Source organism: Micromonospora sp. NPDC023869 (genome assembly GCF_055559695.1).
On the sequence record NZ_JBVHKD010000013.1, the window covers coordinates 44,903 to 71,258 of the forward strand.

The 26,356-nt window shown below is 68.6% G+C and carries 27 protein-coding genes and 1 pseudogene; 19 read left to right on the forward strand and 9 right to left on the reverse strand.

What is annotated here, in order from left to right:
- Positions 1 to 49 precede the first annotated feature (49 nt).
- Entirely contained in the window at positions 50 to 721 is a 672-nt protein-coding gene (locus ACZ31C_RS27445) for a response regulator transcription factor (RefSeq protein WP_396748803.1), read from the forward strand.
- A complete protein-coding gene (locus ACZ31C_RS27450; protein ID WP_465797726.1) occupies positions 721 to 1,998 on the forward strand; it encodes a sensor histidine kinase in 1,278 nt (425 codons plus the stop codon). The genes ACZ31C_RS27445 and ACZ31C_RS27450 overlap by 1 nt, the downstream gene beginning before the upstream one ends.
- A gap of 60 nt (positions 1,999 to 2,058) precedes the next feature.
- Here the strand turns inward: ACZ31C_RS27450 and ACZ31C_RS27455 are convergent, their stop codons facing one another.
- Positions 2,059 to 2,295, reverse strand: a complete 237-nt coding sequence (locus ACZ31C_RS27455) for a hypothetical protein (RefSeq protein WP_465797727.1) — start codon at positions 2,293 to 2,295, stop codon at positions 2,059 to 2,061.
- Between the two features lie 247 nt (positions 2,296 to 2,542).
- Between ACZ31C_RS27455 and ACZ31C_RS27460 the strand changes: the two genes are divergently transcribed.
- The 5 genes from ACZ31C_RS27460 (at position 2,543) to ACZ31C_RS27480 (ending at position 5,996) form a co-directional block, all read left to right on the forward strand.
- Positions 2,543 to 3,079 carry a hypothetical protein gene (locus tag ACZ31C_RS27460; RefSeq protein ID WP_465797728.1) on the forward strand — a complete coding sequence of 179 codons (537 nt, stop codon included), beginning with the start codon at positions 2,543 to 2,545 and terminating at the stop codon, positions 3,077 to 3,079.
- A gap of 59 nt (positions 3,080 to 3,138) precedes the next feature.
- Positions 3,139 to 3,870 (forward strand): hypothetical protein, encoded by a 732-nt coding sequence (locus ACZ31C_RS27465; RefSeq protein WP_465797729.1) that lies wholly within the window; start codon positions 3,139 to 3,141, stop codon positions 3,868 to 3,870.
- 166 nt (positions 3,871 to 4,036) lie between these two features.
- Positions 4,037 to 4,402, forward strand: a complete 366-nt coding sequence (locus ACZ31C_RS27470; RefSeq protein ID WP_465797730.1) for a hypothetical protein — start codon at positions 4,037 to 4,039, stop codon at positions 4,400 to 4,402.
- 95 nt (positions 4,403 to 4,497) lie between these two features.
- Positions 4,498 to 5,253 carry a HEAT repeat domain-containing protein gene (locus ACZ31C_RS27475; RefSeq protein ID WP_465797731.1) on the forward strand — a complete coding sequence of 252 codons (756 nt, stop codon included), beginning with the start codon at positions 4,498 to 4,500 and terminating at the stop codon, positions 5,251 to 5,253.
- A gap of 185 nt (positions 5,254 to 5,438) precedes the next feature.
- Complete coding sequence (locus ACZ31C_RS27480; protein ID WP_465797732.1) at positions 5,439 to 5,996, forward strand: hypothetical protein; 558 nt, start codon at positions 5,439 to 5,441, stop codon at positions 5,994 to 5,996.
- Between the two features lie 66 nt (positions 5,997 to 6,062).
- On the opposite strand, the gene ACZ31C_RS27485 is transcribed toward ACZ31C_RS27480, so the two are convergent.
- A complete protein-coding gene (locus ACZ31C_RS27485) occupies positions 6,063 to 6,887 on the reverse strand; it encodes a TrmH family RNA methyltransferase (protein ID WP_465797733.1) in 825 nt (274 codons plus the stop codon).
- An 87-nt stretch (positions 6,888 to 6,974) separates the two neighbouring features.
- Positions 6,975 to 7,808: a phytanoyl-CoA dioxygenase family protein gene (locus ACZ31C_RS27490; protein WP_465797734.1), complete on the reverse strand. Its 834-nt coding sequence runs from the start codon at positions 7,806 to 7,808 to the stop codon at positions 6,975 to 6,977.
- A 149-nt stretch (positions 7,809 to 7,957) separates the two neighbouring features.
- On the opposite strand from ACZ31C_RS27490, the gene ACZ31C_RS27495 reads away from it, so the two are divergent.
- From ACZ31C_RS27495 to ACZ31C_RS27505, 3 genes are all read left to right on the forward strand, one after another.
- Positions 7,958 to 8,452 carry a GyrI-like domain-containing protein gene (locus ACZ31C_RS27495; protein WP_465797735.1) on the forward strand — a complete coding sequence of 165 codons (495 nt, stop codon included), beginning with the start codon at positions 7,958 to 7,960 and terminating at the stop codon, positions 8,450 to 8,452.
- 66 nt (positions 8,453 to 8,518) lie between these two features.
- Entirely contained in the window at positions 8,519 to 8,812 is a 294-nt protein-coding gene (locus tag ACZ31C_RS27500; protein ID WP_465797826.1) for a trypsin-like serine protease, read from the forward strand.
- Complete coding sequence (locus ACZ31C_RS27505) at positions 8,809 to 9,021, forward strand: trypsin-like serine protease (protein ID WP_465797736.1); 213 nt, start codon at positions 8,809 to 8,811, stop codon at positions 9,019 to 9,021. The genes ACZ31C_RS27500 and ACZ31C_RS27505 overlap by 4 nt, the downstream gene beginning before the upstream one ends.
- Positions 9,022 to 9,174: 153 nt before the next feature.
- Here the strand turns inward: ACZ31C_RS27505 and ACZ31C_RS27510 are convergent, their stop codons facing one another.
- A complete protein-coding gene (locus ACZ31C_RS27510; protein ID WP_465797737.1) occupies positions 9,175 to 10,152 on the reverse strand; it encodes a helix-turn-helix transcriptional regulator in 978 nt (325 codons plus the stop codon).
- Here ACZ31C_RS27510 and ACZ31C_RS27515 point away from each other — a divergent pair.
- The 3 genes from ACZ31C_RS27515 (at position 10,129) to ACZ31C_RS27525 (ending at position 12,282) form a co-directional block, all read left to right on the forward strand.
- Positions 10,129 to 11,178 carry an alpha/beta fold hydrolase gene (locus tag ACZ31C_RS27515; protein ID WP_465797738.1) on the forward strand — a complete coding sequence of 350 codons (1,050 nt, stop codon included), beginning with the start codon at positions 10,129 to 10,131 and terminating at the stop codon, positions 11,176 to 11,178. The two genes, ACZ31C_RS27510 and ACZ31C_RS27515, sit on opposite strands and share 24 nt — an antisense overlap.
- Before the next feature lie 128 nt (positions 11,179 to 11,306).
- On the forward strand, positions 11,307 to 11,606 hold the full coding sequence (locus ACZ31C_RS27520; RefSeq protein WP_465797739.1) for an HAD domain-containing protein: 300 nt from the start codon (positions 11,307 to 11,309) through the stop codon (positions 11,604 to 11,606).
- A 250-nt stretch (positions 11,607 to 11,856) separates the two neighbouring features.
- A complete protein-coding gene (locus ACZ31C_RS27525) occupies positions 11,857 to 12,282 on the forward strand; it encodes a DUF4259 domain-containing protein (protein WP_465797740.1) in 426 nt (141 codons plus the stop codon).
- 100 nt (positions 12,283 to 12,382) lie between these two features.
- On the opposite strand, the gene ACZ31C_RS27530 is transcribed toward ACZ31C_RS27525, so the two are convergent.
- Positions 12,383 to 13,204 (reverse strand): phosphotransferase family protein, encoded by an 822-nt coding sequence (locus ACZ31C_RS27530; RefSeq protein ID WP_465797741.1) that lies wholly within the window; start codon positions 13,202 to 13,204, stop codon positions 12,383 to 12,385.
- A gap of 184 nt (positions 13,205 to 13,388) precedes the next feature.
- The gene (locus tag ACZ31C_RS27535) at positions 13,389 to 13,778 is read right to left on the reverse strand and encodes a hypothetical protein (RefSeq protein ID WP_465797830.1); all 390 of its coding nucleotides are present in this window, start codon (positions 13,776 to 13,778) and stop codon (positions 13,389 to 13,391) included.
- Between the two features lie 150 nt (positions 13,779 to 13,928).
- On the opposite strand from ACZ31C_RS27535, the pseudogene ACZ31C_RS27540 reads away from it, so the two are divergent.
- A pseudogene (locus ACZ31C_RS27540) lies at positions 13,929 to 14,274 on the forward strand (NADAR family protein); the annotation flags it as partial.
- Positions 14,275 to 14,604: 330 nt separating this feature from the next.
- Here ACZ31C_RS27540 and ACZ31C_RS27545 read toward each other — a convergent pair.
- Positions 14,605 to 15,384 carry an SDR family NAD(P)-dependent oxidoreductase gene (locus tag ACZ31C_RS27545; protein ID WP_465797742.1) on the reverse strand — a complete coding sequence of 260 codons (780 nt, stop codon included), beginning with the start codon at positions 15,382 to 15,384 and terminating at the stop codon, positions 14,605 to 14,607.
- A gap of 126 nt (positions 15,385 to 15,510) precedes the next feature.
- Between ACZ31C_RS27545 and ACZ31C_RS27550 the strand changes: the two genes are divergently transcribed.
- The 5 genes from ACZ31C_RS27550 to ACZ31C_RS27570 all read left to right on the forward strand — a co-directional run bounded on the left by ACZ31C_RS27550 (position 15,511) and on the right by ACZ31C_RS27570 (position 21,059).
- Complete coding sequence (locus tag ACZ31C_RS27550; RefSeq protein ID WP_465797743.1) at positions 15,511 to 16,254, forward strand: TetR/AcrR family transcriptional regulator; 744 nt, start codon at positions 15,511 to 15,513, stop codon at positions 16,252 to 16,254.
- A 356-nt stretch (positions 16,255 to 16,610) separates the two neighbouring features.
- Positions 16,611 to 17,354: a hypothetical protein gene (locus ACZ31C_RS27555; protein WP_465797744.1), complete on the forward strand. Its 744-nt coding sequence runs from the start codon at positions 16,611 to 16,613 to the stop codon at positions 17,352 to 17,354.
- Positions 17,355 to 17,701: 347 nt separating this feature from the next.
- Positions 17,702 to 18,055 (forward strand): FxSxx-COOH cyclophane-containing RiPP peptide, encoded by a 354-nt coding sequence (gene fxsA, locus ACZ31C_RS27560; protein ID WP_465797745.1) that lies wholly within the window; start codon positions 17,702 to 17,704, stop codon positions 18,053 to 18,055.
- Positions 18,056 to 18,063: 8 nt separating this feature from the next.
- Positions 18,064 to 19,275, forward strand: a complete 1,212-nt coding sequence (locus ACZ31C_RS27565) for an FxsB family cyclophane-forming radical SAM/SPASM peptide maturase (protein ID WP_465797746.1) — start codon at positions 18,064 to 18,066, stop codon at positions 19,273 to 19,275.
- Positions 19,272 to 21,059 carry an HEXXH motif domain-containing protein gene (locus tag ACZ31C_RS27570; protein ID WP_465797747.1) on the forward strand — a complete coding sequence of 596 codons (1,788 nt, stop codon included), beginning with the start codon at positions 19,272 to 19,274 and terminating at the stop codon, positions 21,057 to 21,059. Before ACZ31C_RS27565 ends, ACZ31C_RS27570 begins: the two co-directional genes overlap by 4 nt.
- A gap of 4 nt (positions 21,060 to 21,063) precedes the next feature.
- Here ACZ31C_RS27570 and fxsT read toward each other — a convergent pair whose 3' ends face one another.
- On the reverse strand, positions 21,064 to 25,314 hold the full coding sequence (gene fxsT, locus ACZ31C_RS27575) for an FxSxx-COOH system tetratricopeptide repeat protein (protein WP_465797748.1): 4,251 nt from the start codon (positions 25,312 to 25,314) through the stop codon (positions 21,064 to 21,066).
- A complete protein-coding gene (locus ACZ31C_RS27580) occupies positions 25,311 to 26,342 on the reverse strand; it encodes an AAA family ATPase (protein ID WP_465797749.1) in 1,032 nt (343 codons plus the stop codon). Before ACZ31C_RS27580 ends, fxsT begins: the two co-directional genes overlap by 4 nt.
- Positions 26,343 to 26,356 lie beyond the last annotated feature (14 nt).

Below are 26,356 nucleotides of genomic sequence, written 5' to 3' on the forward strand. Positions count from 1 at the left end.
GACAACTATCGGTTATTGCATCGGCACTGATCTATGGGATCGTGGACATATGCGGGGGGAAAGATCGAACCGGCTACTTCTGGTCGAGGACGACGACGACCTGACCGAGTTACTCACCGAGACGCTGGGCCACGAAGGCTACCTCGTCGACCGGGCCTCCGACGGCCACCGCGGACTCCATCTCGGGCTCACCCGACCCTACGACGTGATGGTCATCGACCGTAAGCTGCCCGCACTCGACGGCCTCGACCTCGTCACCCGGCTCCGCGCCCGTGCGATCCCCGCCCGGACCCTGATGCTCACCGCGCTCGGCACCGTCGGCGACCGGATCGCCGGACTCGACGCAGGCGCCGACGACTACCTGATCAAGCCCTTCGACCTCGACGAACTCAGCGCCCGCGTCCGGGCACTGTGCCGACGCGCGACCGAACCGACCCACGTACTCCGCATCGGCGCCGGACTCCTCGACCTCGCACCCCGCGACGCGGTCCTGCCCGACGGCACCCGGGTAGCCCTGTCCACCCGCGAATTCGAGCTACTGCGGGTCCTGGCAGCCCAACCGACCACCGTCCACCCACGCACCACACTGCGCCGCAAGGTCTTCGAAGAAGCCGCCGCGGCATCGATCGTGGACACCTACGTCTACTACCTCCGACGCAAACTCGGCCGCGCGGTCATACGCACCGTGCACGGCCTCGGCTACCGCCTCGGCACGCTCTGATGGACGCAACCGACCACGCGATCCTCCGACGGACCCGACTCCGCATCGGCCTGCTCGTCGGCCTGACCATCGGTGCCCTCCTGCTCCTGGCCGGCGGCATCTCCTACGCACTGCTGGTCCACAGCCAGGAAGCACAGATCCAGCGCGAGCTGGCGTGGGGCACCGCACACGGCACGATCGCCGGCCCACCCGCCTGCAGCTGGATCTTCCACTACGACGGCATGACCGTGCAGACGGGCCTCAACCCACCACCACCGGGCTTCCCGTTGACCGACGCACTGGACACCGTGGCGACCACCCGGACCACCGAGACCACCACGCTCACGCGCAACGGCACCACCTACCACATCCGCACCGAAGCCCGCGGCGACCGCGTGATCCAGGCGGTGTTCGACGCCCGCTTCCAACTCTCCGACCGCCGGCACCTCCTGCTCGCCCTCAGCCTCGCCGCAGCGGTCGGACTACTCGCCGCCATGCTGACCGGGGTCATCGTCGGACGCCGAGCCGTCGCACCACTCGCCGAGGCACTGACCCGGCAACGCCGCTTCGTCGCCGACGCCAGCCACGAACTGCGCACCCCGATCGCCCAGGTACACACCCGAGCCCAACTGATCGCCCGACGAGCCCGCACCGACGGCGCCACCACGAACCTCGACGACCTGGAACGGCTGATCGGCACCACCCGCCGACTCGGCGAAGTCGTCGACGACCTGCTGCTCTCGGCCCGCCTTGCCGCCGCCCCCGCCGACCGGCCACCAGACCCGCCGGTCGACCTCACCGTACTGATCACCACGACGGTCGCCGCCGAGACCGAACGCGCCGCCGAACGACAGGTCACCCTCACCCTGGACACCCCCACCGACCCACTGCCGGTGCCCGGTGTCGAGTCGGCCCTGCGCCGCGTCGTCGGCGAACTTCTGGCGAACGCGTTGACCCACACCCCCGCAGGAGGCCGGATCACCGTGACGCTGCGGACCGTCGACAACTGCGCCGAACTCGTCATCGCCGACACCGGAAAGGGGTTCGACCAGGCGGACGCCAGACGTATCTTCGACCGGTTCCACCGCGGCCCAGGCTCCGGAGACCGCCGATTCGGCCTCGGACTGGCCCTGCTCCAGGAAGTCGTCACGAGCCACCACGGCACCATCGAGGCCGAGGGTCATCCGGCCCGAGGCGCCCGCTTCACGGTGCGCCTGCCGATGCGATCGCCGATCTCCACGGGCAGAGCCTCGCGGATCAGGAACCTTCGGACCCGGCAGCTACGAGCCGGTACGTGAACACCGGATCGCGGAGCTGTCGCTGCGGTGTCCGGGTGCAGGCAAAATAGTGCCGCCGTCCTACCCGGCCGTCCCACAGGAACTGACGAACCAGGCACCTGATCCGATGTCGATGGGCTCGTCGACCCAGGGTTGCGTGATGGCCGCGATGTCCGACGTCATCGGCCACACGTTCATGATCCCACCATCGCGCGTCATGTCGACGTGCGCCCGAAGCGGCTCCACGACATCCGGCGGCAGGACCCACGACCGCTCCAGGAGGTCGTCCGCGCCGAACTTCTCCACCAGGTTGACCATCAACACGGTCACAACCTAACGGCGGCAGCCGGTCATTTCATGATCGGCAGGACGCGGCACCGTACGGCAGCTCGATCTTGGCCCTTTTGGGTCGAGACGCCGCGGCGCAAGCCGTGGTCGTGTCGTCCTCACGATTCCTGGTCGCGAGCGAGGCGAGGCATCCAGGCTGCCCGGGGTGGACCGCCCGGTCAGGGCCTGCCCGCCTGGTAGCTTCCTACGGCAGAGCCGGCCCCACCGATGGAGATTGATGATCGCCGAGTACGTCCGCGATGCGGCAGCCACCGCTGTCGTCTTCGGATTCTTCGCCTCCAGTTGGTTCGGGTGGGCACAGGAAGCACCTCCGCCGCGCTGGCGCAAGCCGCTCGTCGCCGCCTCGATCGCGTCGGTGCTCGTGCTGGTGGTCGGAGCGCTCGTGACCTGGCGGCACTGGTCGGATGGCACGGCGTTCACTGCGGAGACCAGCCGCACCTTCGGCATCGTGGTCGGCATCGAATTCGGACTCGCCGCACTCGGAGCCGGCATCCTTGCCACCGTACGCCGCCGCGACATCATCCCGGCCTGGATCGCGTTCGTCGTCGGCGTACACCTGTTCCCGGTTGCCGCCCTGATCGGCTACCCGCTGATCCACGTGGTGGCGGCGCTGATCACGCTGGTCTCGCTCGCCGCCGTCCCGGTGGCCCGCCACCGAGCCCTGCCGGTCAGCGCGGTCACCGGGGTCGGCACCGGCAGCGTGCTCCTCACGGCCGCAGCCTCCTCCCTGATCATCGCCCTGCTCGGCTACTGAGCCGTGTCCCGCTCGTAGGGCGCTCGACGACGAGTCGGATACCGAGGACCTCGACGTCAATGCGCACGCTGCGGGAGGGGCAGCGTGCGGACGACTGGGACGATGGTCCGATGATGCACTCGTTCCATCTGGCACTGCTTCCGCCGGCCTTGACCCTGCGCACCCTGCGTCGCGGACCTCGGGCGGCTGGGCTGCGGCACGCCGAATGCCTCGCGCTCATGCGGCTCGGCTCCCCGGCGTTGTCGGTGGAACGGATGCAGCTGCGACGCCTTGCGATGTTCGCCGAATGGGACGACGAGTCGGCGTTGGAGCGGTTCCTCGCGGACGACGAGCTAGGCCGGCGGCTCGACGGCGGGTGGCATGTGCGTTTGCAGTACCTGCGGCGTTACGGCGGGTTGGCCGCGCTCGCCGGCCTGCCGGTGCAGGCGGGCCGGTGGGACCCGGAGGAGCCGATTGTGGCCGTCACCCTCGCCCGGCTCAAGTTTCTCGAACTACCCCGGTTCCTGAAGTGGGGGAGGCCGGTCGAACGCCTGGTCGCCGCCCACCCCGGCACCACGTTCGCCACCGCAGCGGTACGCCCGCCACACACGTTCTCCACCTTCACGATCTGGCGCAGCGTCCGCGAGATGACCGACATGGTTCACGGCCGCAGCGCCGTCCCACAGGCACATACCCATGCCGTCGCCATGGCTGAACAGCATCGCCGGGACTTCCACCACGAGTCCGCTTTCATGCGGTTCCGCCCTCTGTCCGAACACGGAACCTGGGAGGGGCGCCACCTTCTCCCCTGAGCGACTCGAGAGCCACGTGTCATCGGATACCCGCATAGCGTCATCCGCGCGTCACGTCGTGTCAGATGGCGCCTGTCGCTTGCCGACCGGAACGCCCTCGCGGGGCGCGAACGCTCAGCTCTGCTGAGGAGGATGCGTCGATCTGGAGGTCGCTACGCTGCTGCGGGTGAGCTACGACCTGTACTTCTGGCCGTCCGGAGCAGCAGAAGACCCTGACCGGCTGGCTGACCGGCTCGCGGACGAGACGGCCAGCGGTCTTGTATCTGATGAGCGTGTCCTAGCTTTTCGCGCCGAGTTGCTACGCCGTTGGCCGGACCTCGCGGACATGATCTTTCCGTGGCACCACGATCTGGATTGGCGGCAGCCGTGGGGCCGCATCGACCTCGCCGATCGGTTCGTCGGGGTGAACCTGCCCTATGGCTGGGAAGGCACCACCGTGCTTCCGTCTCTCGCCAGTCTGTACGGGCTTGACTCGTACGACCCGCAATCGGGACACCTACTGACGCCCAGGTCGCTGCCGCAGGACAGATGAGCCTGGGTGAGACGGCGATGCCAATCTCGTGTCCCGTGGGCGTGCCCGAGAACCGTTGATCATCGCTGCCCGTCGGGGGGCTATCATCCCTGGTAATGGCGGAGTTCGTGCACGTTACCGGGGCGCGGTCGGCGCGCGGCATCCAGCGTTCGGGAATCGCGGCGCGTAGCCACGGGTGGGCTGGCGGGCGTGGCGTGTACTGCATGCCGGTGCTGTCGTCGTTCACGCTTACCTATCAGTGGGTCCGTGAGCTGCGGCGCTGGCATGCGGGCGTGTTGGTCGCGGTGCAGTTTCGGCTGTCTGACGATCAGCCGGTGACTGTCGGGCGTTACGGTGCCCCGCCGCGTGAGGCCACCGCTTCGCAGGCTGTTGCGGCGGTGCGTGAGCTCGATGATCCGCGTGGTTACGAGGTGTTCGTGCCTCGCGCGATCGGCGTCGGTGAGGTACGTCGGGTCCGTGACGTGCCGCAGGGGGTGGGGTGGCGGTACGTGCCGGCAGCCCATGGTCGGCGGCCCTGCCCGTGCCCGGCCTGTCTGCCGCGTGGGGCGTACAAGGTGGCCACGGTGCGCCGGCGGTTCTCTGACGCCGAGCCTGTCCGGCCGAAGAGCGAGTTGATGACGCGGCTGCGCGCGGCGAGCACCGCTGACGAGATCATCGAGGTGCTCGGTGAGCTTGGTCGAGGTCGACGCGGCGGTGCCGAGGAACTGGCGTACCTTGCCGATCATCCCGACCCGGACGTCCGCGACACCCTCGCAGGGGTCCTGCGGTCCTACCGCGGCCGCGAAGCGCGGCGGCTCCGCGAGCAGTTGCAGCTCAGCGCTTCATCAGCGGCACACCCCGACCACCGCTGATCGAAACCGCCGACCCGGACGGCTGCACGCGGGCCTGCGAGGCGAACACGTCTGTCGTAGAACGCCTACGCAGGACAGACGATCAGCAGCGCTCGGCCGTATGCGCATCCTGCGGAAGGGGTCGGCCACGCCGGAGACAGCCTGTTTGCTGCGCCAACCGTCAGCACAGCGACTTGAATAGCGGTGTGCAGGTCAACAAGGACGGGCGGCAGTGGCGGATCGGCGGCGCCGCCGACGTGGAGTGGATCGTCGGTCAGACCACTGCCGGCATGTCGATCACCACCGCCATCCCGCCGGTCTTCGACGCGTACGCCACGACCCACCAGGCCGGCGGCGTCACCGTCGCCGCCTATGAACACGCCCTGGTCGAGGACCTCATCACACAGACCCCCGACCAGCCCTGGTGGCTGGCCTACCTCGACACCGGGCTCCACGACATCGTCTTTCCCCGTGCCCCCAGGGTGTCGCTCTACTGGAACTGGTCCTACGTGCTGGTCGAGGCCGGACCCGAGCAGGCACTCACCTGGCGCACCGGTCATATGCGCCACGGTGACGGATCGCTACCCGACCTGTTCTTCCCCGCCGATCGATCATGGCTGGTCTCCGCACTCTGGGACGACACCTGGACCTGCGTCGGCGGCCCGGAACCGCTGATCAACACCCTCCAACGCGACCCCCTGGCCAACGCCCGTCGGGTCCGACCCGACGAAGACGCTCTACCACCGGGACTCACCCGCGAGTGACACCCAACGCCTGACCCGGTCGCGTTACCGAACTGCGCGTACGGCGCGGCCGCCCGCGACAGTGCCCTACCGCCGGGCTGCGGCGGCCCGCTGGCGTGCCGATTCGTACAGCACGACAGTCGCGGCGGTCGCCGCGTTCAGGGAGCTGGCGGACCCGACCATGGGGATCCGGACGAGTTGGTCGCATGCCTCGCGCCAGCCGGAGCTGAGGCCGGCGGTCTCGTTGCCGATCAATGCCAGGGTGGGTTGTGTGAAGTCGTACTCGGCGGCGTCCAGATTGCCGCGCTCATCGGTTCCGATGATGCTCATGCCGATTCCCTCGGCCCGGACGTCAGCGACCCAGGACAGGACGGCCTGGTGGGAGGGCACCCGGACCACGGGCAAGGCGAACAGCGAGCCGGTGCTCGCCCGGACCGCCTTCGGGTCGTACACGTCTGCGGCGTGGCCGGTGACGATGACGCCGCCGGCGCCGAAGGCATCCGCCGACCGCACCAGGGTCCCGATGTTGCCGGGGCTGGTGGGCCGATCGAACACGACGGTGAGCATGGTCGGACCGACCGGGATACGGCGCAGATCGTCCTCCGGCAACGCGACCACGGCCAGCAGCTCGGGAACCGTGTCCGCCTTGCCTCCCAGGTCGTGCATGAGGTCATGGGAGACGGCGAACTTCTCGGCCCGGACCGCGTCCAGGGTCTCGCGCGCCCAGCCGGACAGCTGAGCGCTGGTGTCATAGAGCAGCTCCCGGATCTGCCAGCCGTGTTCGACGGCCATGGTGATCGGACGCACGCCCTGCACGAGGAACTCGCCACGTCGCTGCCGCTTGGTCCGGTTGCCGAGGAGAGCTTCCCACTGCTGGAACCGCGCGTTGCGGCCACTCACTCGCAGCACCATTGCCTACCCCGCCTCCGTGCTCGCCCATGCCCTGCCTGCCACACGTCACCGGCCGCTGGCGCCCCGAGGAGACCTTCGGCCAGGCGCTCAGGACCGGACGGAACGAGTCGCCACGGCGTCGCGGTCGGTGCCGTCCCCGTCCGGACCGAGGGCATCCTGTCCGAGACCCCGACGAATCGCGATCTCCACGGGTGAGTATGCGCCATCGGCCCGCTCCAGCTCGTACGGTGCGGCTGGCATCAGCGGCGGTTGGGCCATGAAGCGGGGTCGCGTTCCGTGGTGTGGTTGCGCCGCGTGCACCAGGAACGGGTGGCACAGGAAGACGTCGCCCGGAGATCCGGTGGCGAGGGCGAGCGGCCGGTGCTCGGACGCCGCCACCAGGTCGGGCGCGAGGGCCAGCCCGCTCGCGCCGTCCTCCCCGTACTTCTCCAGCACTTTCGGTACGTCCAGGTGGGAGCCGACCCGGATCCGGGTCGGGGCGTCCTGCTCACCGACCTCACTGAAGAGGAACAGCATCAGCAGTGCCCGGCCGTGGGAGCGCACATTGGTGAAGTACCAGCTCTCGCCCTCCGGGAGATAGCTGCCTTCGATGTGCCAGCCCGCGTCGTCCGGCTCCTCTTCGTGCGGGAAGCGCAGCGGGAACGTGCCCAGCGAGTAGCGCGGCTCCCAACGGCCCGCGCCGACGAGCAGGTCGTACGCGTGATGGAGGAACGGCGAGTTGGGAGCGGCGGCGAACGGCCCCTGCGCCATGCCGGGCACCCAGTGCACAGGCTGCGTCCACGTCACTGGATCGTCCGGGTCGCAGCCCGTCTCCCGCCACAGCAGCCGCGCGCAGTCCGCTGCCACGCGCGGCGCGACGGCGCCCTCCAGCTTGACGAAGCCGTCGCGAAGAAAGCGGGATACCAGGGTCGTGTCATCCATACCCCCATCGTGCGGCGGTGCCGGTCCCGGTCACCCGACACATTCCGCACCACTTGTGTCGGGTGCTGCCCGGGGTGCCGCGAGAAGGGTTGTCGGACAGAGGCTCGATGATCCCGGCACTGCGTCCGACCGTCGAAGGGAGCGAACACGTGGAGACCCGCATCGTCGACCATCCCGAGTTCCGACTCGTGGGGCACACGGCCCGTGTCCGGCTGGTCCATCACGGCATCAACCCGCACATCGAGCGGCACATCACCGCACTGCCGATGGAGGAGCACCTGCGCTTGAAGGCTCTCGGCAACACCGAGCCACGCGGCCTGCTCGCGGTCAGCGACGACCTTGACCCCGACTACGCCGAGGGCAGCGAGCTGACCTTCCTCCACGGGGTCGCCGTGTCGACGGGTACGCCGGCCCCCGGCGACCTCGACATCATCGACGTTCCGGCCGGCAGATGGCTGGTCATCCGGACCACGGGACCGCATCCGCAGACCCTGCAGGAGGCATGGGCCACGGCCGCAACAGCGTGGTTCCCGTTCAACCCGTGGCGCATGCGGCCAGGTCCCGAGATCGTCGCGGTGCAGGGGCCCACGAGTGACGTCGACACCGTGACCTCTGATCTCTGGCTGCCCGTCGAACCGTCGTAACGACCTGGCGAGCATCCAGACAGCGCCAGGGGTCCGGCCCGGCGTCTCAAGCACCCACGCCCGACGATCACCAGATCCACCGCCCATCTCGGCGGAGCCGAGTGGTGGAATGGACCGGACTGGGCGGTGGTCAAGTTGGAGCGGCCACTGGACCTGCCCGTCGTGCGGCTGGCCGCCGAGCCCCGTCAGTTGCAGACGCTGACCGTGACCGGCTGGGGCACGAAGAAGTCGGGCGGCCCTCAGGAACGCTTCCTCAACAAGGTGAAGTTGCCGTTCCTGCCGGACGAGCAGTGCTTCGACGACCCCTGGTGGCAGGAACACCCCGAGTACCGAGGTCGACGATCTGTGCGAAGTCGGTGAACCAGAAGAGCCACTGCCCCGGTGACTCCGGTGGGCCGGCCCTGCACCGGCTCCCCAACGGCACCTGGGAACAGGTCGGCATCGTGAGCGCCGGCTCGGACTGCGACTGGGACATCGGTGAGGAACCGGTCCCCGTCTACACCGACGTCGCCTATTTCAGCCAGAGCATCCAACGCGCCGCCGACCACCTGCTCTCAAGCTCCAGCTGATCACCACCGGCAGCGTCAGCCCGACCGGTCACGGCACCGACGCTCGCGGCGGCGCCGTGACCGGTTCGATCCTGAGGCCGAGTACGGGTTGCTCACGGCCAATCGTGGCCGTGTAGATGGCGCTCGTCGTGGTGGCGTGCGATCAGTCGGTGTTCATCGGTGGGCTGGATCCTGATGACCGCGGTTGTCGTCGTGCCGGTCTCCGCCGTATCGCTCGACGAGCGTGTCACCGATCGAGGCCAGATGGCCTCGCACACCCGGAGGGCCAATCACCTCGATCCATTCGACCAGCCCGGCTAGCTCGCCGGCGAGTGTGTGTTCGTCGTTGCCGCGGATCACGACCTCGATGCGTCCGTCGGTCCTGGGACCTCCGACCTGGAGTCGACCGCCGAACCCCATCCGCAGCACGCCTATCCCTTGAGGCGTGCACACTGCCTGGACTTCGAGGGGCGTACGTCTGCGGTCGATCTCGTCGGCGATCGCGCGCCAGCTCTCGGCGAGGTCGAAGTCCTCGGGCCGGTGCACGGGGTCGCTGGTCAGGTCGGCGGACGACACGCGGTCGATTCGGAAGGTACGCCGACCGGCCTCGGTGTCGGCGACGAGGTACCAGGATGGGCCTTTGACGACGACGCCCAGCGGGTGGACGGTGCGCTCGGTTTCGGTGCCTTCGCGGTCCACGTAACCGAGCCGCACCTGGACGCCGCGGATCACCGCATCCTGGAGGGTGCCGAGGAAGCGAGGCGGTCGAGGCTCGACCCGGCTCGACCCCCATCGCTGCGGGTCCGTGACGAGCGACGACGCTGCCGCCTCGGCCTGCACCCGGAAGGGTTCCGGCAGTGCCCGGAGAAGCTTGCGCAGCGCCGCTTTCACGGCTGGCGTCGCGGACGAGGCCGGGCCGGCGACCAGGAAGAGGGCGCGGCTCTCACCTGCGGTCAACCCGGTCAGGTCGGTGCGGGCACCGCCGACGAGGCGCCAGCCGCCGCCTCGGCCCTGCACGGAGTACACCGGGACCCCGGCCATACCCAGGGCGTCGAGGTCGCGGCGGGCGGTGCGCTCGGAGATCTCCAACTCCCGGGCGACCTCCGCTGCTGTCACCTGCTCGCGCTGTTGCAGCAGCAGCAGGATGGCCATCAACCGGTCGGCTCGCACTCCGGCAACACTTTCACGAAAACCGGTCAGGAGGTGACCGGTATCGGTCGGCATGATGCCGGCATGACGATCGACTTTCCCAAGCCCTCCCGCGTTTCGGTCAACGGTGTGGAACTCGAAGTCTTCGAAGCCGGCCGGCAGCACGCGGGGAACCCGATCGTGCTCTGTCACGGCTGGCCGGAGCACGCCTTCTCCTGGCGCCATCAGATGCCCGCCCTCGCGGCAGCGGGCTACCACGTCATCGTCCCGAACCAGCGGGGCTACGGCAACTCGTCCCGACCCACCGAGGTCACCGACTACGACATCGCACACCTGTCCGGTGACCTCGTCGCACTGCTCGATCACTACGGATACGACGACGCCACCTTCGTCGGCCACGACTGGGGTGCCGCCGTCGTCTGGGGCCTGACCCTGTTGCATCCGAAGCGTGTCAACAGGGTGATCAACCTGAGCCTGCCGTACCTCGAGCGCGGGGACAAGCCCTGGATCGAGTTCATGGAGGAGGTGCTCGGTAGCGACTTCTACTTCGTCCACTTCAACCGGCAGCCGGGCGTCGCGGACGCCGTGTTCGAGGAGAACACGTTCCAGTTCCTGCGGAACATGTACCGCAAGGACCTGCCTCTCGCGGCGCCGCAGCCGGGCAACGTATGGATCAATCTCGCCAGAATGGAAACCCCACCCGGTGAGCCCATCCTGAGCGACGGCGAACTGGCCGTCTTCGTCTCGGCCTTCGAATCGACGGGATTCACCGGCAGCCTGAACTGGTATCGGAACCTGGACCGCAACTGGCATCTGCTGGCGGACGCGGACCCGATCATCCAACAGCCTGCCCTCATGATCTACGGCGACCGCGACATGATCGCGAGGTCGGCAAGACTGACGGAATTCGTGCCGAACGTGGACGTGGTCAGTCTGGATTGCGGCCACTGGATCCAGCAGGAGAAGCCGGAAGAAACAAACGAGGCGATCCTTACGTGGCTGAACCAGCGATATCCATCGGCGCAGTGACTCTGGATCAGTCGGGTCCGCCGCACCTGGGCCGGGATACCGTCATCTGCCACCTCCCGCGCGCCGTGCAGGGTTGCGGGTTGTTCACGACAGCGGTGGGGACCCCGAGCGGGCGGTCCGGTTCGGCGATGCCTGTCAACGTCAACCAACCGATGATCTTTGTCGACATCGACGGCGTGCTCATTCCACTGCGGTCTCGACCGGCTGATCCCGCTCATGATGGGGGTGGCTTGGTCGGCGACGGGCCCGCGGCCTTCTCCGACATCGCCGTGGTGCGACTGCGTCGGGTTCGGCTCACGATCGCGACCCGCGACGCCCAGAAGCCGGTCTCGGTCCCGGTCCGTAGGGTGCCGAACCTGTGGATGCTGTTGCTGATCCTCGAACGCAACGGCCTGCCGCTCGACATTCATCTGTACCGGACAGCCTGAGCACCTCGGGCGGAACCAGACTACCGACAGGAGACGTTCCGGAGGCTCGTTCGGGGGCCGTAGCTGGGCGAGAAGCTCGCCGCCGACCGAAAGACTTAGTCGGCAACGCGCCCGAGTGAGCCGGACGCAGGAAGGACGATCCACGTGGCCAGCCGTTCCCTCGGCTACGGATTAACCGAAGACCGTGCGGGTTGACGACCCGCATCGAGCTGGCCGAAGATCGCGAAAACATCAGTTGGGGGTAACGGCCTTGGGCTTCTGGGACGTAGGCCCCTTCGACAACGACGACGCCGCAGACTTCGCCGGCGACCTCGACGCCGCGGCGGAGGACGTACGCATCGAGATGGTCGGCAGGGCGCTCGACCGTGTGGTCACGGCAAACGACGACGTCGACATGGGCATCCCGAAGGCCGTAGCCGCAGCCGCCCTCATCGCTGCGCGATGCCCGGGAGGCGAAGCTACCTGCCCCGTCTACGGCCCGTCCACGCTGATGCCGCAGTTCCCGAACTCGCTGAGAGGGCTGGCCGTCGACGCCCTCGATAACGTCCTCGCAGCGTCTTCCTGGCGTGCCGTCGAATGGAACGATGCCGCGGAAGGAAAGCAATGGCGCCGGAACATCATCGCGCTACGGAATGTCCTCGACCCGCCGCAGCGAGAGACGCTCTTTGCGACATGAACGACGAGACCCGCGCTTTGCCCACCGAACGGCGGTGCGCTGAGTAACCGACCGCAGCACCGAAGCCGTCCCGGTCGTGCCGATGACAGTGCTTCGTCACCTACCGAGCCGTCGCCTTCTTGAGTTCGCTCAGCCACCGGATGCCGAGCCGGTGGCCGTCGGGGAACTGGTCGTCGCGGTCCCAGCGCCACGCGGTGATCATCGCCAGCATGAGGGTTCGGCAATCTCGGAGCAGGTGGTGGTCGACGCCTGGGTAGAGGTCTCCGACTTCGTCGGGTGCGTGGGCCAGGTCGAACTCGACCGGCCCCCGGCAGCACGTCTCGAAGTCGATGAAGAGCAGGCCGGTCGGGGTCGCGAGTAGGTTGCCCGGGTGAGGTTCGCCGTGCAGGAGTTGTTCGGGTCGGCCGCTATCGCTGACTGTGCGGTGCAGGCGGTCCAACGTGCTGGCGAGAAAGGCCCGGTCCGCGTCGGCCAGCTTCGGCGTCCGGTCGTGGTCCGCCACGAGCGTTTGGGCCTCGGAAACCCGGTCCGTGTAGTGCGGGGTGGGCAGGTCGACCCGCCGCATACCGGCGTGTAGACGTTCGAGTGCTCTGGCGTAGTCCGCAGGTGGGATCGCTTGAGTAGTCACCGATTCGTAGTAGGTCCACAGAGTGACCACGTGATCGTCCCGGACGAAGACCTCGGGTGCTTTCAGTGCGGCCACCGGGCTCCCGACCTCGAACAGTCGCTGTGCGGTGTCCACTTCGAGCTGGGCGCTATGGTGCGCCGCCGGTGCCACCTGTGCCAGGACGTCGCAGGGTTGCAGGCGAAGGGTGAGTTTGTTCGAGTTGTGCAGGACGGTGGCGTCGTGGGCGGTCAGGCCGAGGGACGAGGCGATCGACATGGCTGCCTGTGTCGCCCGCTGGACCGCATACGCCTGCATCGAAGCACCGTAACTGAGCGTTTTCCGCGCAGCAGCCGCAATTCTGTCTCCGTGCATCAGGAACTATGGCGACAGCGACAGCGCAAGCTGATGCGTCGAGGGGGCGTCACGGTCCGCTGCAGGTGGTTGGCTCACAGCCGCGTCTCACCGGTGATTTTCTCGCTGGTTGTGGGATGTCGAGGGTTTAGAGGCTCCGTCGGTAGCCGCACTCCTCGTGTACCCAACGATCAAGGTAGGTCGCCCTGTCGACGGGCGAATCGACGACGGCTAGCCATTCGACTGCCGCATGCTTCATGTGTCGGACTGCAGCGGCGTCCTGCTCCGGTGATCCCCTGCCAGGGGCGTCCATCTCATCTGTCAGCGCTCCCCAGATGAGGTTGAGCGCGGTCGGTATGTCGGGCAGATACTCGCCTGCAGGGGTGTGGATCATCGCCCTCGCGGACAGCCCCTGGAACTCGAGGCCCGCGTCGTAGGTGGGCCAGCCCTCTTCGGCATCGAGCACAAGACGTGCCTGATCGGCCGTTGCAGCCAGGAAGCCTTCGGGCCCGTGTTCCGGATGCCAACGACCTGCCACGACGAGGACGCTACGCCGCCTCATCACGAGCATCGAGCCGGGTTCCCATGCTCACCGTGCGCGATCTGTAGCGGCCGCAGGCGTACCAGCCTGGCCGAGACCCCGAGCGGCGCGGATCAGGGCCGGGCACGCGGGCGTGCGCCCGGAGAAGATCAGATCGCTACGGCACCGCGCGGATACGACGCCGGCAAACTCGCCGAGCAGGCACCCCGCCGCGCCGACTGAACTGCGGCACGTCTGGCCGTCATGACGATCCTGCTGCGCGCCAAGTACACCCGACACCCGCAGATGGCACAGGCGCTGCTCGCGAGCGGCGACGCCCGACTTCGACTCCGCCTACTGGTCCGCCGGTGGCGAACGAGCGACGAACTGGATCGGCCGGCTGCTGGAGGTGATCCGCTCCGAACTCGCAGCCGCCGAGGCCGGGATCCCCCTTCCGGCGATTCACGACACCGGCTCCTCGGTTCCGCCAGGAAACACAAGGACATGGATCTAGCGGTGTTCCCGGCCTGGTCTGCCGGGCGTTGTGCCTGAAAGGAGTACCCGTGATGACCGCAGGACCAAATGTCGGCCTCCGCCGCGATGACGAACGGAGGGTCGGTACGCGCTTCTGGCCGACGACGGCTGGCGCCGCTTCGCCGCATGCGAGGCGGCTCAGCCGAAGGTGATCCGCATCAGGCTGCTGGCGGCCCAGTCGTCTGGATGGGGCGGCCTGATGGTGCCAGGGTCGTGAGGCTATGCATGATCGTGATGGCGCGCCTGATCTCGTGCGGGAGGTGTGCCAGCGGGTCGCGCGCCCGGTGCTCATCATGCGGGTCTGCGGGGTTCATGCGGCTTCCTTCTGCAGCGCGGGGCCGAGGAGCAGTCCCCCGTCGATCACATACTCGGCGCCGGTGATGAACGTCGCGTGCGGCGAGGTGAGGAACAACAGCAGCGCAGTGATGTCGGCGGGCTGCCCGAGTCGCGGGACGGCGAAGGGCTCGGGGGAGTAGAAGTCGGCGATCGGGGCATCGGCGCCGGCTGCCGGCTCGGTGATGAACGGGGTGGCGACTACGCCGGGGTGGATTGCGTTGACGCGGATGTTGTCGCGGCCCAACTCGAGGGCAGCGGTCTGGGTGAGCCCGCGAATTGCCCACTTGCTGGCGACATAGGGCGCGTAGAAGGCGGTACCGCCGAGGCCCGTGGTGGAGGCGATGTTGATGATCGCTCCTCCTCCCGCGCGCCGTAGCGCCGGGGCGGCTGCCTTGATGCCGAGGAACGTGCCGGTGAGGTTGATGTCGAGGATGCGAGCCCAGGTAGCCCGGTCGGTGGACTCGATGAGGGCCGGCGGGTTCTGCACCCCGGCGTTGTTGACCAGGATCGTGAGCGCGCCGAAGGCCTTCTCGGTCTCCGCGACGGCGGCGGTCCACGACTCCTCCTGGGAGACGTCGAGGTGGACGAAACGCGCCCGGTCTCCCAACTCGGCGGCGAGGTCAGCTCCGCGCTCGGCATTGATGGCGCCGATGACGACGTTGGCGCCTTCGGCGTGCAGGGCGCGGACATGGCTGGCCCCCTGCCCACCGGTGCCGCCGGTCACGAGAACGGTCTGATCGGCGAAGCGGGACATCAGGTCCTCCGAGTACGTATGCGAGACGACAACCCGAGACCGGGTGGTGAGTCGATCGACTCACCTTGCCGAAGCTACGCTCCCGCGAGTGGTGAGTCAACCCACTCACCTCGCTATGATGGCGGCATGACCCCAGCGCCGTCGGCCTATCACCAGCGTGTGGCGGAGGAGAAGCGCGCGCTCATCGTGCAGGCCGCTACCGAGCTCTTTCTCGAGTCGGGCTACGACCGGGCATCCCTGGCGCGTGTCGCCGACAGCGCTGGCGTGTCGAAAGCAACGCTGTTCAAGCAGTTTCCGACGAAGGCAGCGCTGTTCGATGCCATCGTCATCGACTCGTGGGCGAAGAACGACGTCGCCGACGTGCCGCCCGCCGGGGACCTGACGACCGGCCTGACGGTTCTCGGACGGCACTACGCGATGCTGTTGAGCCGGCCGGAGATGACCGACCTGTTCCGCATCGTCATCGCCGAACTGCCACGCTTTCCCGAACTGGCCAAGGCGCACTTCTCGCAGGGCAAACTGCCGTACTTCGAGAACGTCCGGATCTACCTCCTGGCCGAGCGCGACGCGGGAGCCGCAGACATCGCCGACCCGGAGATGGCGACAACGCAGTTCCTCGGGATGATCTCCAACTACCTGTTCTGGCCGCGCCTTCTGCTGCCGGACTGGACGGTGACCCCTGCCCGCACGATGGCGGTCGTGGACGAAGCCGTCCGCACCATGGTCGCCCGGTATGGCACCGACGTTCCCCACCGGGACCGCGAGGTCGTTACCGCGTCTGCTGCGGAAGACACGCAGGGCCGCCGAGGAGTCCTGGCAGCAGACTCCACGGACAAGCCCCAGCCCGAGCCTTACCAGCCGGAAGACTGATCCTCAGGCAGGACAAATTTACGGTGTACGCGTGGAGACCGTCCTCGACGTCATCGCTCGACAAGCGACTGATGCCTCAGGCCTTCTCCGGGTCGCATACCTAGCGGTGTGGATTTCAAGGCCTCTTCTGGAGTGCTCGGACTGGTGCGCGGGAGGAAGGCCTGTCTGGAGGCTCAACCTGCCGGTAGCGTTGAGATCAACGTAGTGGCCGTGTTCGGTGAACCGAATGCCTGGTCGGCGGAGTGGCGTGGCGAGTCGGGTACTGCTCAGGGAAGAGGACACTGGTGACCGTCCCTCGAGGGCAGGCCAGAGGTGGCCGGCCCGGCGCTCCTTCCGGCCCGGTTCCTCGTGGCGTCATGGCGCGGGTGGCCATGGCGGGTGACCCGCAGACCCCGGACGGGTTTGTCGAGGCGTTCGTCGGCGATCCGAACCCTCAGGTCAGACGGGCTGTCGCCGCCAGGGCCCGTCTCCGGACGTCTCTGGCGCGTCGGCTGGCGGCAGATGAGAACGCCAAAGTCCGGATGGCAGTGGCAGAGAACCCCGACTGCCATCCGGACGTGCTTGTCGTGCTGGTCGCTGACGCAGACTTCCACGTTCGCTTCTCGGCATTGGAGAACCCTCGCGCGGACAGCAGCGTGCACGAGGCGATCTGCCGATCTGCGCACGAGGACGTCCGCTACCGCCTCGCCGGGAGCGAGTCACTGGACGAGACCGTCGTGGACATGCTCCGGCGGGATCCGGCCCCGGCCGTGCGCGGATCACTGGCGTCGGCTACCACCGCCGCCCACGTCCTGGCGGACCTGGTCGACGACCCGGACCCGAGAGTACGCGCGCAGGCCGCGCTGAATTCCAACACCAGCCGCGAACAGCGCCGACGCCTAGCCCGGGACCGGTCCGCAGACGTCCGGATGGCACTCGTACAGGCCGTCGAACTCGAAGACGAGGACCTGGCGAGGCTGGCCACCGACCGCTCTGTCCACGTGCGCTGGTGGCTCTCCGTCAGGTCGCCCGTTCCGTTACGGATCCTTCGCGTATTGGCTGACGACCCGGACCCTGACGTTCGCGCCCACGCCCGTCACAAGCTCGGCCTTGCCGAATAGTGACCGGTCGACTGGACGAGGGCTGCTTCACCGTGCTTCCTCGGGTACGGATCATCGACCTCGAACGCGTCGACCCAGAAGGCTTCTTGTGGGGCCGCAGCAGCGCATCGACCTCGGCGCCGGTGTGCCTAGATCGCTCACCTTCGGCGAGGCACGCATGCCATCGATGAGCAGCCGTAGGTAGCGGGGTGCAGGTCTCATGAACCTACGTCCGCCACCAGGTAGGCGACTGTCGACGTGCCGGATCCGGTACTGACGCAAAATGGGCAAAACGGGGCCGGTGGGGCAGTGCGAGGAGTAGGCTGAGCTGGCTGAAAACTACCTCAGCATATCGATAGCTACCCGAGATGACCGTACCGGCGGTGTTGCGCAAGGGAGCTACGACGGCGATAACCATCGACCGTACTAGTGGTAGCGTTACCGCGCTCGCGGGTCCACCGGTACGGGCAAATCGTTGTCATTCCTGCCTTCTGGAGGCCGGCATGGGGTCGAGCGACGCCGACCAGCACCGCCCGATCGTGCCTGGTGCGCGCCTGATCGCCGACGGAGATCCGGTCTCGGATCTGGTGAACATCAATGGCCTCAGCCTTGCGGACCTCCGTGATCTGCCGGATACGGCCATCAACCGCAGCCTTCGCCGCGTCCTGCACGAGATCGACCGACCGCAGGACGCGGTCGCCGGGTTTCAGTCGGCTGTCTGACCGTCGCCATGGCCGCCGGCGCTCGGGAAGATAGCGGACGAATGCAATCGGGCCAACCGGTCGTTCCGTTCTCCGAGTTCGTTCTCAAGATGAACGGCCGCTGCAATCTCGACTGCGATTACTGCTATCTATATCACTCGATAGATCCGTGGTCGACGGGCAGCACCGCCATGCCGGAGAAGGTGGTCGCGCAAACCTGCCAGCGGATCGCGGAGCACGCGGCCACTCACCAGCTGCCCCGGGTGCGCGTCGTGTTCCACGGTGGCGAGCCGTTGCTGTCGGGTGTGGAACCGCTCATCCGGACCGCCGACCGGCTCCGCGCCGCGCTCAAGCCGGGACCGGAAGTCACCTTCACCGTTCAGACGAACGGTGTGCTTCTGACCGAGCGGCGGATCGAAGCGCTGCGTTCGGCAGGCATCCGGATAGGCGTGAGCCTGGACGGCGGTCGAGCCGCCACCGACCGGCACCGCCGGTACGCCGACGGACGGTCCAGCCACGACAAGGTCCTGCGAGGGCTTGCCGCACTGCGCCGTTATCCGGACGTCTACGCCGGGTTGTTGTGCGTCATTGATTTGGACAACCCGCCGGTCGAGACGTACACCGCGCTGCTCGAACAGACACCGAAAGTCATCGACTTCCTCCTCCCGCACGGCAACTGGACCGCCCCGCCGCCCGGCCGCCCGGCCGACAACAGCGCGCCCTACGGGGAGTGGCTGATCGCTGTCTTCGACCGCTGGTATCAGGCGCCGCAGCAGGAGACCGAGGTGCGGCTCTTCGGGGAGATAATCACCGGGCTGCTCGGTGGGGCGAGCCGGTCCGAATCAATCGGGTTGAGTCCGCTCGGTGTGATCGTGGTCGACACCGACGGTGCGTTGGAGCAGGTCGACACCCTCCGCACCACCTACCCGGGCGCAGTATCCACGCCCTTCAATGTATTTGAGCACTCGTTCGACGCGGCACTGGCGCGCGGGGCGGCGCGCGACCGGCAAGCCGGGATCGAGTCGCTTGCCGAAGCCTGCCGCGCCTGCCCGGTACGCCGCGTCTGCGGTGGTGGCTACTATCCGCACCGGTATCGGGCGGACAACGGCTTCCGCAATCCGTCGGTCTACTGCTCAGACCTGTTTGAGTTGATCCGACACATCTCCCGCCGAGTTCACGCGGACGTCGAGCGACTGACCGCGACCCGCAACGCGGCATCGGTCGTAGGGCGGCAATCGTGATCCGTACCCACACGCTGAACGCACACCAGTTCGACGATCTGGCCGCCGGCCACGGCGGTGCCGCCACGATCCGCGCGCTGCGGTCGGCGCAGGTGAGCCGCCGGCTACTGCTCCTACGCGGCGTCCTGGACGCCACACCGGACCGGCTGACGGAGCCGTACCGCCTGCTGGCCGCCGCCCAGCGGGCCGACCCGGCTGTGGTGACCGAGGCCGTCGCCGCACCCCACTTCGGTGCCTGGGTCGTGACGGCCTCGCGAACGGCTCGCGGTGCCATCGGCGATGGTGCCGACCCTCTCGATCACCTCGCGGCGATCGCGGCCGCGGCGGCCGCCCGCGCCGGACTGGACTTCACCATCGAGGTGGCCGCCGTCGACGGCGGGGTGTACCTGCCCGGACTGGGCTGGGCGCGCACCGGCCCCGGTCGGGTCGTCGTCGCCGGCCGGTCCGGCGACATCCGGGTAGGATCCGTGGCCGTGCCGGCTAATCCGGCCATCGACGGTCCCGACTGGCAGGGGCTGCGCCGGTTGCGGGCAGAGCGGGACGGCCTCATCCTCGACGTCCGGCTCGACGACCTCGACCCCTACCGGGACACCCACCGGCTCAACGCGACCGGCCGACTCAGCGCCGTCGAGGCGAACCGGTGGCAGCAGATACTCGACCCGTCCTGGCATCTCCTCGTCGAGCACCACCGCCGCTACGCCGAGGCGATCGCCGCCGGTCTGCTGAGCATCGTGCCGCTCACCCCGCCCGCCTCGGGCAACGGCGTGAACGGCACCTCCATGCACGCCTTCGGGTCGGTGTCGCTCACGCTGCCGCGGGACGACCTCGGCTTCGCCTCGTCCCTGCTGCACGAGTTCCAGCACGCCAAGCTCGGTGCGCTGCTCGACCTGTTCCCGCTCTACACCGACGACGCCGTTCGCCGACACTACGCGCCGTGGCGGGACGACCCCCGTCCCCTCGGTGGACTGTTACAAGGCGTGTACGCGTTCCTCGGTGTCACCGACTTCTGGCGAGTTCAGCGCGCTGAGCTGTCCGGGGCCCGGGCCCGATTCGCCCACTTCGAGTTCGCCCGCTGGCGCGAGCGGGTGTGGCGTACGTTCCAGTCGATCGAGCGGTCCGGCCGGTTCGACGCCTACGGGCGCCGCTTCCTCGACGGGATGCGGGCGACGCAGCAGTCGTGGCTGGCCGATCCGGTGCCGGCGGAGCTCGATCGGCTGGCGGCGGAGGCCGCCGAAGACCACTGGGCCGGCTGGCGGCTGCGTAACCTGCGGCCGGACCCCGAACAGCTCGGACGCCTCGCCGACGCATGGCTGGGCGGAGAACCGGCCGCACCGGGAACCCTGGACCAGTTGACCGTGCGCGTGGCCGCGGCAGACGTCCGGGCACTGGCCCGCAACGTCCGCCTCGACCTGGCGTTACAGCGGATGGCCGCACCTGCTCGCCCGGCCGGCACCTGCGCCCAGCCCGGGGAACGTGACCGGACCGACTTGCCGGGCACACCCGGGGATCACGCGTACGCACGGGGCGATTTCGCGGCGGCCGTCGTGGCATACCGCGATCAGATCGCCGCCGACCCCGACGACCGGGGCGGCTGGCTCGGCCTGACGCTGGCGTGTCGACGGTGCGACGCACCCGCCGATGAACCATGGCATACCCGTCCGGAGATTCCCTTCGCGCTGCACTGCGCTGTCCGGGCCGCCGGCGGACCGGCCCCCGACCCGATACGCCTTGGTCAGTGGCTGGCCGGTCCGGCCATGGCGGATCAGGCAACCGAACCGCGCTGACGGATCAGGTCGGCGGCGGATCGACCACACAGTACAACCGCCGGCCCTGCACCAGGTCGTCGATGTCCGGGTGGCCCTCCCGCAGCGTGCGTCGCAGCCCGCGTAGCGCCTCCTCACGCAGCTGCCGCGCGGCCTCCACCTGACCCGTGGCCTGCAGGTCCAAGGCCAGGTTCGCGGCGATGGCGAGTGCCTCGGGATGCTCGGGCCCCTGCACCCGTCGGGCTCGATCCCAGGTCTCCGACAGCAGCGCGACGGACGCGTCGTACTCGCGCGCCAACGCCAGGTTGTTGGACATGTTGACCGTCGTGCAGATGGTGTACGGATGCTCCGGGCCCAGCGCCGTCGCCGTCATCATGCCGTGCAGAGCGGCCTCGTCGAGATCCCGTGCCCGCTGATAGTCGCCGGCCATCCGCAGCACGATGGCCAGGTCGGTCATCGCGACATACGTGAACGAGTGCTGCTCGCCGACGAGCCGACGATATCCGGCCAACGTCTCCTCGCCGATCAGCCGCGCCTCGGCCAGCCGGTTGGTCTGCGCGAGCATGGTGAACAGGGTGAGCATGGCGCTCATCGTCTCGTTGTGGTCCGAGCCGTAGCGTTCCCGGCGACGTTCCGCGACGTCCCTGGCCAGGTCGAGAGCCTCGTGCGACCGCCCGGCCTCGCGCAGCGTCGCCGCGTGGACCCGGGAGGCCAGCAGCACGTTGGAGTGGTCCGAGCCCAGCCGCTCCCGCAGCACCGGAAGCCAGCGCTGCTGTAGGTCGATCGCCTCGTAGTAGCGGGCCAGACCGTACAAGTCGCGGGACAACCCACCGAGCACACCGTGGACGGTAGCCGGATGGTCGTCGCCGAGGACCCGCCGGCGCCGGTTCCACGTCTCCAGGTCCAGTTGGTACGCGGCACGGAAGTCGCCCAGCAGGCGCAGGTCGATGGCAAGGTTGTTGGCCACCCGCAGGGTGTTCGGATCGTCCTCGCCGAACACACGGCGATGCCGGACCAGCAGATCCTCGTCGAGCGTGCGGGACCGGTGCCAGTCACCGGACAGCCGTAGGTCCGCTCCGAGGCTGTTGGCCAGTGCCAGCGTGTGCTCGTGATCCTCGCCGAGCGAGCGTCGTGCGACATCCAGCATCTTCTCGTTGAGCTCTCGAGTCGCGGCCAGCTCACCTGTGGAGCGCATGGCATTCGCGAGGAACCGAGCCGTCACGATGGTCAGCCGGTGCTCGGCGCCGAGCTTTCGGGTCCAGGTCTGGTACGCGGTGTGCCCCAGCTCCCGGCTGCTGACGTAGTCCCCGGTCACGTACAGGTACCGAATCTGGTCGAGCACCACGTCCCGGATCTCCGTGGCATCGCTCTCCACCGCCTGGGAGGTGGCGACGTGCGGACCGATCTCGGCGTGCCGGTCCCAGGTCTTCGGGTCGTCGGTCGGGTCGCCAGGGTTGTAGGCAGCGAGGATCTCCTGGACACTACGGCGGTACCCGGCCTGCTGCCCGGGCGCCAGCCGGTTACGCAGCACCGCCTGAACGAGCCGGTGCACCTGGATGCTGTTGCGGGTGGGATTGACCCGGGCCAGACCGAGCCGGCCGATGTCCCGCACCGCCCGGCGTAACGCGATGTCGTCACGGACCGTCTCGTTGAGAGCCTCTGGCAGGTTGTTGGCGTACCTGCCCATCGGCAGCAGGCGAATCGAGATCGGTTCGGCGCCGAAGAAGGCACACAGCTCCAGCAACTGCAGGGCCGGCTCGTTCTGCTCGGCCAACTGGTCCAGCGCGAGCCCGAAGACTGCCGAGACGGGGACGCCGTAGACGCCCGGCGTGCCCTCGCGCAACGCCTCCACGGTCCGCTTCTCCAACAGTTCGGCGTACTCGGCCACCGGAGTCGCGGTTCCGTTGATCCAACTCACCGCCTGTTCGAGCGCCAACGGCAGGTCACCGAGCAACTGCGCCAACCGGTCGGCGTCCGGCTCAGTGAGACCGTCCAGCCGGGACCTGAGCAGCTTCTTGCTCTCGGCTCGGCTGAACACGTCGACCTCAAGGGTCTGCGCGATGCCCGCCCAACTGTAGTTACGGGAGGTGATGAGCAGGTGCCCGCCCGGGATGGACAGGAACGGCGACAGGTCCTCGGGCCGGTTCGCATTGTCGAAAATCAACAGCCAGCGGCGGTACGGCCGCCCGGTGCGCAGTGCGTCGTACACGCGGGTCAATGCCCGTCCGACATCGACGTCGTCGGGCGCGACCAGATCGAGCCGTACCGCGAGCGCGTTGAGCGACTGCCGGATCAGTGTCGGCTGCTCGGCCGGCACCCACCAGACCAGGTCGTACGCGTGGTCGTACCGGTAGGCGTACTCGACGGCGAGCTGGGTCTTGCCCACCCCGCCGAGCCCGTGCAGGGTGTGCGGCAACAAGGCGGCACGGACCTGGCTCGTCAACTGGCCACGTAGTTGCTGCAGAAGCTCCTCCCGGCCGGTGAAGTCGGGATTGCGCGGCGGGATGTCGCCGCCCCAGACGGCCGGCCGGTGGTCGGTGTCCGGGACGGCAGGGCCACGGTCGTGGGTGGGGGTCATCTGATCTCCCTTCCGTCTCCGGTCCGGCCGGCGCGACGGTGGATCGTCGTTCGTGAACCCGGCCGGCCCCGCGCCGGGTGTGGTGGCCGCCGGCAGCAAACCGTCGGCGAGGGCGGCGTAGCGGCCACCGAGCGCCGTGAGCACCTCCCGGGCGACCTCCGCGAAGGGCTGGCCCAGCTCGTCGGTGGGTATCCCGCGCTGTTGCCCGGCCAGCAGCGCGGGAAAGTCGAACGAGGTGCCCATGTGCTGGTTGACGAAGTGCGACACCTCGTCCAGCACCGTCAACGCCTCGCCCGCCCGCAGCCCGGTGAGCAGGATCTGCCGGACGTCGGTACGGAAGTCGTAGAGCACCCGGTCGGCCGGGACCGGAGGATCGAGCGGCGTCTTGCGGTACAGCAGGTCGCTGAGGAAGACCTCCGCCAGATCCCGGGGAAGCGAGTCGGGCAACATCAGCCGTTGCACGAGCCGCATCACCGGCAGGGTGAGCGGCGCTGCGGCGAGGAATTCGGCGAGGTGGCGGGCGTTGGTCGAGGCACCCGCGCGGAAGGTGTGCACCAGGTCGATCGCCGCCGTCTGGTCCGGGTCGCTCGGTGGCGGATCGTCGTTCAGCAGGCCGGCGTCGTCGAGCAGATCGTCCGGCTGCCGGGTGAGTAGGGCGACAGCAGGGAGCCGGGCGACCCTTCCGGTGATCATGGCCACCCCGGACTCCAACCACGGCGCGGTGAGTTCGAGCACCGGGATCGCGACCGCCTCCGCCGGAACCGGTGTCCCCTCGTCCCTCAACGTCGGGCGCATCCGGGCCATCGGCGCTGCCGGCCCCGGCGGATGCAGCGTGACCAGGTGTGTCGGCGTCCGGCAGCGGTGCCAGAGCCGCTGCGGCAGCGGTTGCAGGACTGCGACGGGACCGGAGCGTCCCCAGCTCTCCAACCAGCGGAGGATCTCCGGGCCAGCCCACATCGGCGCAATACAGTCGCTGAAGATCAGGATCAGTCGGCGTCCGGTCGCGTCGATCAGCTCGCCCGGGCTCCGCCGGGTCCCGGTGGTCCCGGTGCTCAGTACCGGCGTCGTCTCCGTCACGTCCGGGTGTACCCGCCAGACCCGTACTGCGCCGAACGCGGTGATCCGCCGGGCCAGGGCCACCAGCTCCTGTACGGTCGACTCCCAGATCACCATCGACGGGCTGGTGTCCACGACGAGGTCCAGGTTGAGCCACCGGTCCCGGCCGCTGCGGAAGACGACCTGTGGGATACGGGTCTCGGCCATCAGATCCGCCGTGCGGTCTTCGTCGAACTCCACCTGCCGAGGCGAGTCGACGGCCCGGCGTAGTCCGCCGAGTGCCCGACCGAGGGCGAGCGCGTGGGGCAGCGCGGATACGGCGGGACTTCCGGCCCACAACGCCTCGCCCTGCCGGCCGTCGGTCGTGGCGAGGTACAGGTGCGCTCTGCCTGCTGCGCCGGCTCCGGTCCTCGCGGTGGCACCGCCGCCGGCCGGTGCGTCCTCGGCCGGCCGTGCCAGATTGCCACTGGTCGGACCGGCGGGCGGCTCCGGCATCGCGACCGGCGCCGACGATCCGGTGTCCTCCGCTGAGAAGTCCGTCGGCACCGGCATGTAACCGGCCAACCACAGGGCCTCGGCCAGCTCCTCCGCGGTCAGCGCGGACGCCGCCTCACCGAGCCCCGCGATCAACCGGTCGATCATTGCGGACCGGTCGCGCTGAGGTCGCGGATCAGGTTCGCCCGTAGCCGGGCCCGGGTCGACTCGGGCGGCCGGATGCCCGAGGTGACCAGGTAGATGGCGTTGAGTAACTGGTCGGTGGTCACCGCCTCACCACGGTCGCGTTGCTCCAGGAACTGGCTGATCAGATCGGTGCTGTGTGCCGCGGCCTCAGCACCCAGCAGGGACTCCACGATCTTCCCGAGAGTCCGTTTGTCCGGTGGCCGGATGTCGAGCCGAAGACACCGGCGCAGGAACGCGTGCGGGAACTCCCGCTCCGCGTTGCTGGTGATGACGACGACCGGGAAGGCGTGGCAGCACACCAGGCCGTCCCGCACCGGAACCCGGTCGGTGCTGTCCGCAGTCATCACCTCCACCTCTCGTTGCTCCGCCGGCAGCCGGACCAGCTCCGGGATCTCGAACCGACCCTCCTCGAACACGTTGAGCAGATCGTTCGGCAGGTCGATGTCGCTCTTGTCCAGCTCGTCGATCAGCAGCACCCGGGGCCGGGCCTGCGGAAGCAACGCCGTACCGAGCGGACCGAGCGTGATGTACCGGCCGACATCGAGGACCTCGTGGTCGCGCTCTGCGGACTGACGCAGGTTGCTCTCCTGAAGCCGACCGATCGCGTCGTACCGGTAGAGACCGTCGTCCAACCTGGACCGACTCGTGATCGGCCAATGCAGCACCGGCCCCAGCATGAGTTCCGCCGCAATGCTGTAGGCGAGGGTGGACTTGCCGGTGCCGGGCTTGCCGGTCACGAGCAGCGGACGCCGCAGGTAGAGCGCGGCGTTGACCATCTCGATCGCATCATCGGTGATCTGATAGCCGGCCGCCCGCTTGGCCGCCGGATCCTCGGCCGGGAAGCGTGGCTCGACCAGGTCACCGCCGTGGAACCGCCGCCAACGCGGCGGCGGCGGCAGCCGACCGATGTCGTCGTGGCTGTGGCCACTGCCCCGGTAGATCCGCCAGTCGCCGTCGGCGCCGGCCGTGGCGTTCGTGTCCGTGGTCACCGCTCTCCGCCTTC

Coding starts and splice junctions, on each gene's coding strand:
- ACZ31C_RS27445 (WP_396748803.1), top strand. CDS start 50: ATGCGGGGGGAAAGATCGAACCGGCTACTTCTGGTCGAGGACGACGAC.
- ACZ31C_RS27450 (WP_465797726.1), top strand. CDS start 721: ATGGACGCAACCGACCACGCGATCCTCCGACGGACCCGACTCCGCATC.
- ACZ31C_RS27455 (WP_465797727.1), bottom strand. CDS start 2,295: ATGGTCAACCTGGTGGAGAAGTTCGGCGCGGACGACCTCCTGGAGCGG.
- ACZ31C_RS27460 (WP_465797728.1), top strand. CDS start 2,543: ATGATCGCCGAGTACGTCCGCGATGCGGCAGCCACCGCTGTCGTCTTC.
- ACZ31C_RS27465 (WP_465797729.1), top strand. CDS start 3,139: ATGCGCACGCTGCGGGAGGGGCAGCGTGCGGACGACTGGGACGATGGT.
- ACZ31C_RS27475 (WP_465797731.1), top strand. CDS start 4,498: ATGGCGGAGTTCGTGCACGTTACCGGGGCGCGGTCGGCGCGCGGCATC.
- ACZ31C_RS27485 (WP_465797733.1), bottom strand. CDS start 6,887: ATGGTGCTGCGAGTGAGTGGCCGCAACGCGCGGTTCCAGCAGTGGGAA.
- ACZ31C_RS27490 (WP_465797734.1), bottom strand. CDS start 7,808: ATGGATGACACGACCCTGGTATCCCGCTTTCTTCGCGACGGCTTCGTC.
- ACZ31C_RS27510 (WP_465797737.1), bottom strand. CDS start 10,152: ATGGCCATCCTGCTGCTGCTGCAACAGCGCGAGCAGGTGACAGCAGCG.
- ACZ31C_RS27520 (WP_465797739.1), top strand. CDS start 11,307: ATGCCTGTCAACGTCAACCAACCGATGATCTTTGTCGACATCGACGGC.
- ACZ31C_RS27530 (WP_465797741.1), bottom strand. CDS start 13,204: ATGCAGGCGTATGCGGTCCAGCGGGCGACACAGGCAGCCATGTCGATC.
- ACZ31C_RS27545 (WP_465797742.1), bottom strand. CDS start 15,384: ATGTCCCGCTTCGCCGATCAGACCGTTCTCGTGACCGGCGGCACCGGT.
- ACZ31C_RS27550 (WP_465797743.1), top strand. CDS start 15,511: ATGACCCCAGCGCCGTCGGCCTATCACCAGCGTGTGGCGGAGGAGAAG.
- ACZ31C_RS27555 (WP_465797744.1), top strand. CDS start 16,611: ATGGCGCGGGTGGCCATGGCGGGTGACCCGCAGACCCCGGACGGGTTT.
- fxsA (WP_465797745.1), top strand. CDS start 17,702: ATGACCGTACCGGCGGTGTTGCGCAAGGGAGCTACGACGGCGATAACC.
- ACZ31C_RS27565 (WP_465797746.1), top strand. CDS start 18,064: ATGGCCGCCGGCGCTCGGGAAGATAGCGGACGAATGCAATCGGGCCAA.
- fxsT (WP_465797748.1), bottom strand. CDS start 25,314: ATGATCGACCGGTTGATCGCGGGGCTCGGTGAGGCGGCGTCCGCGCTG.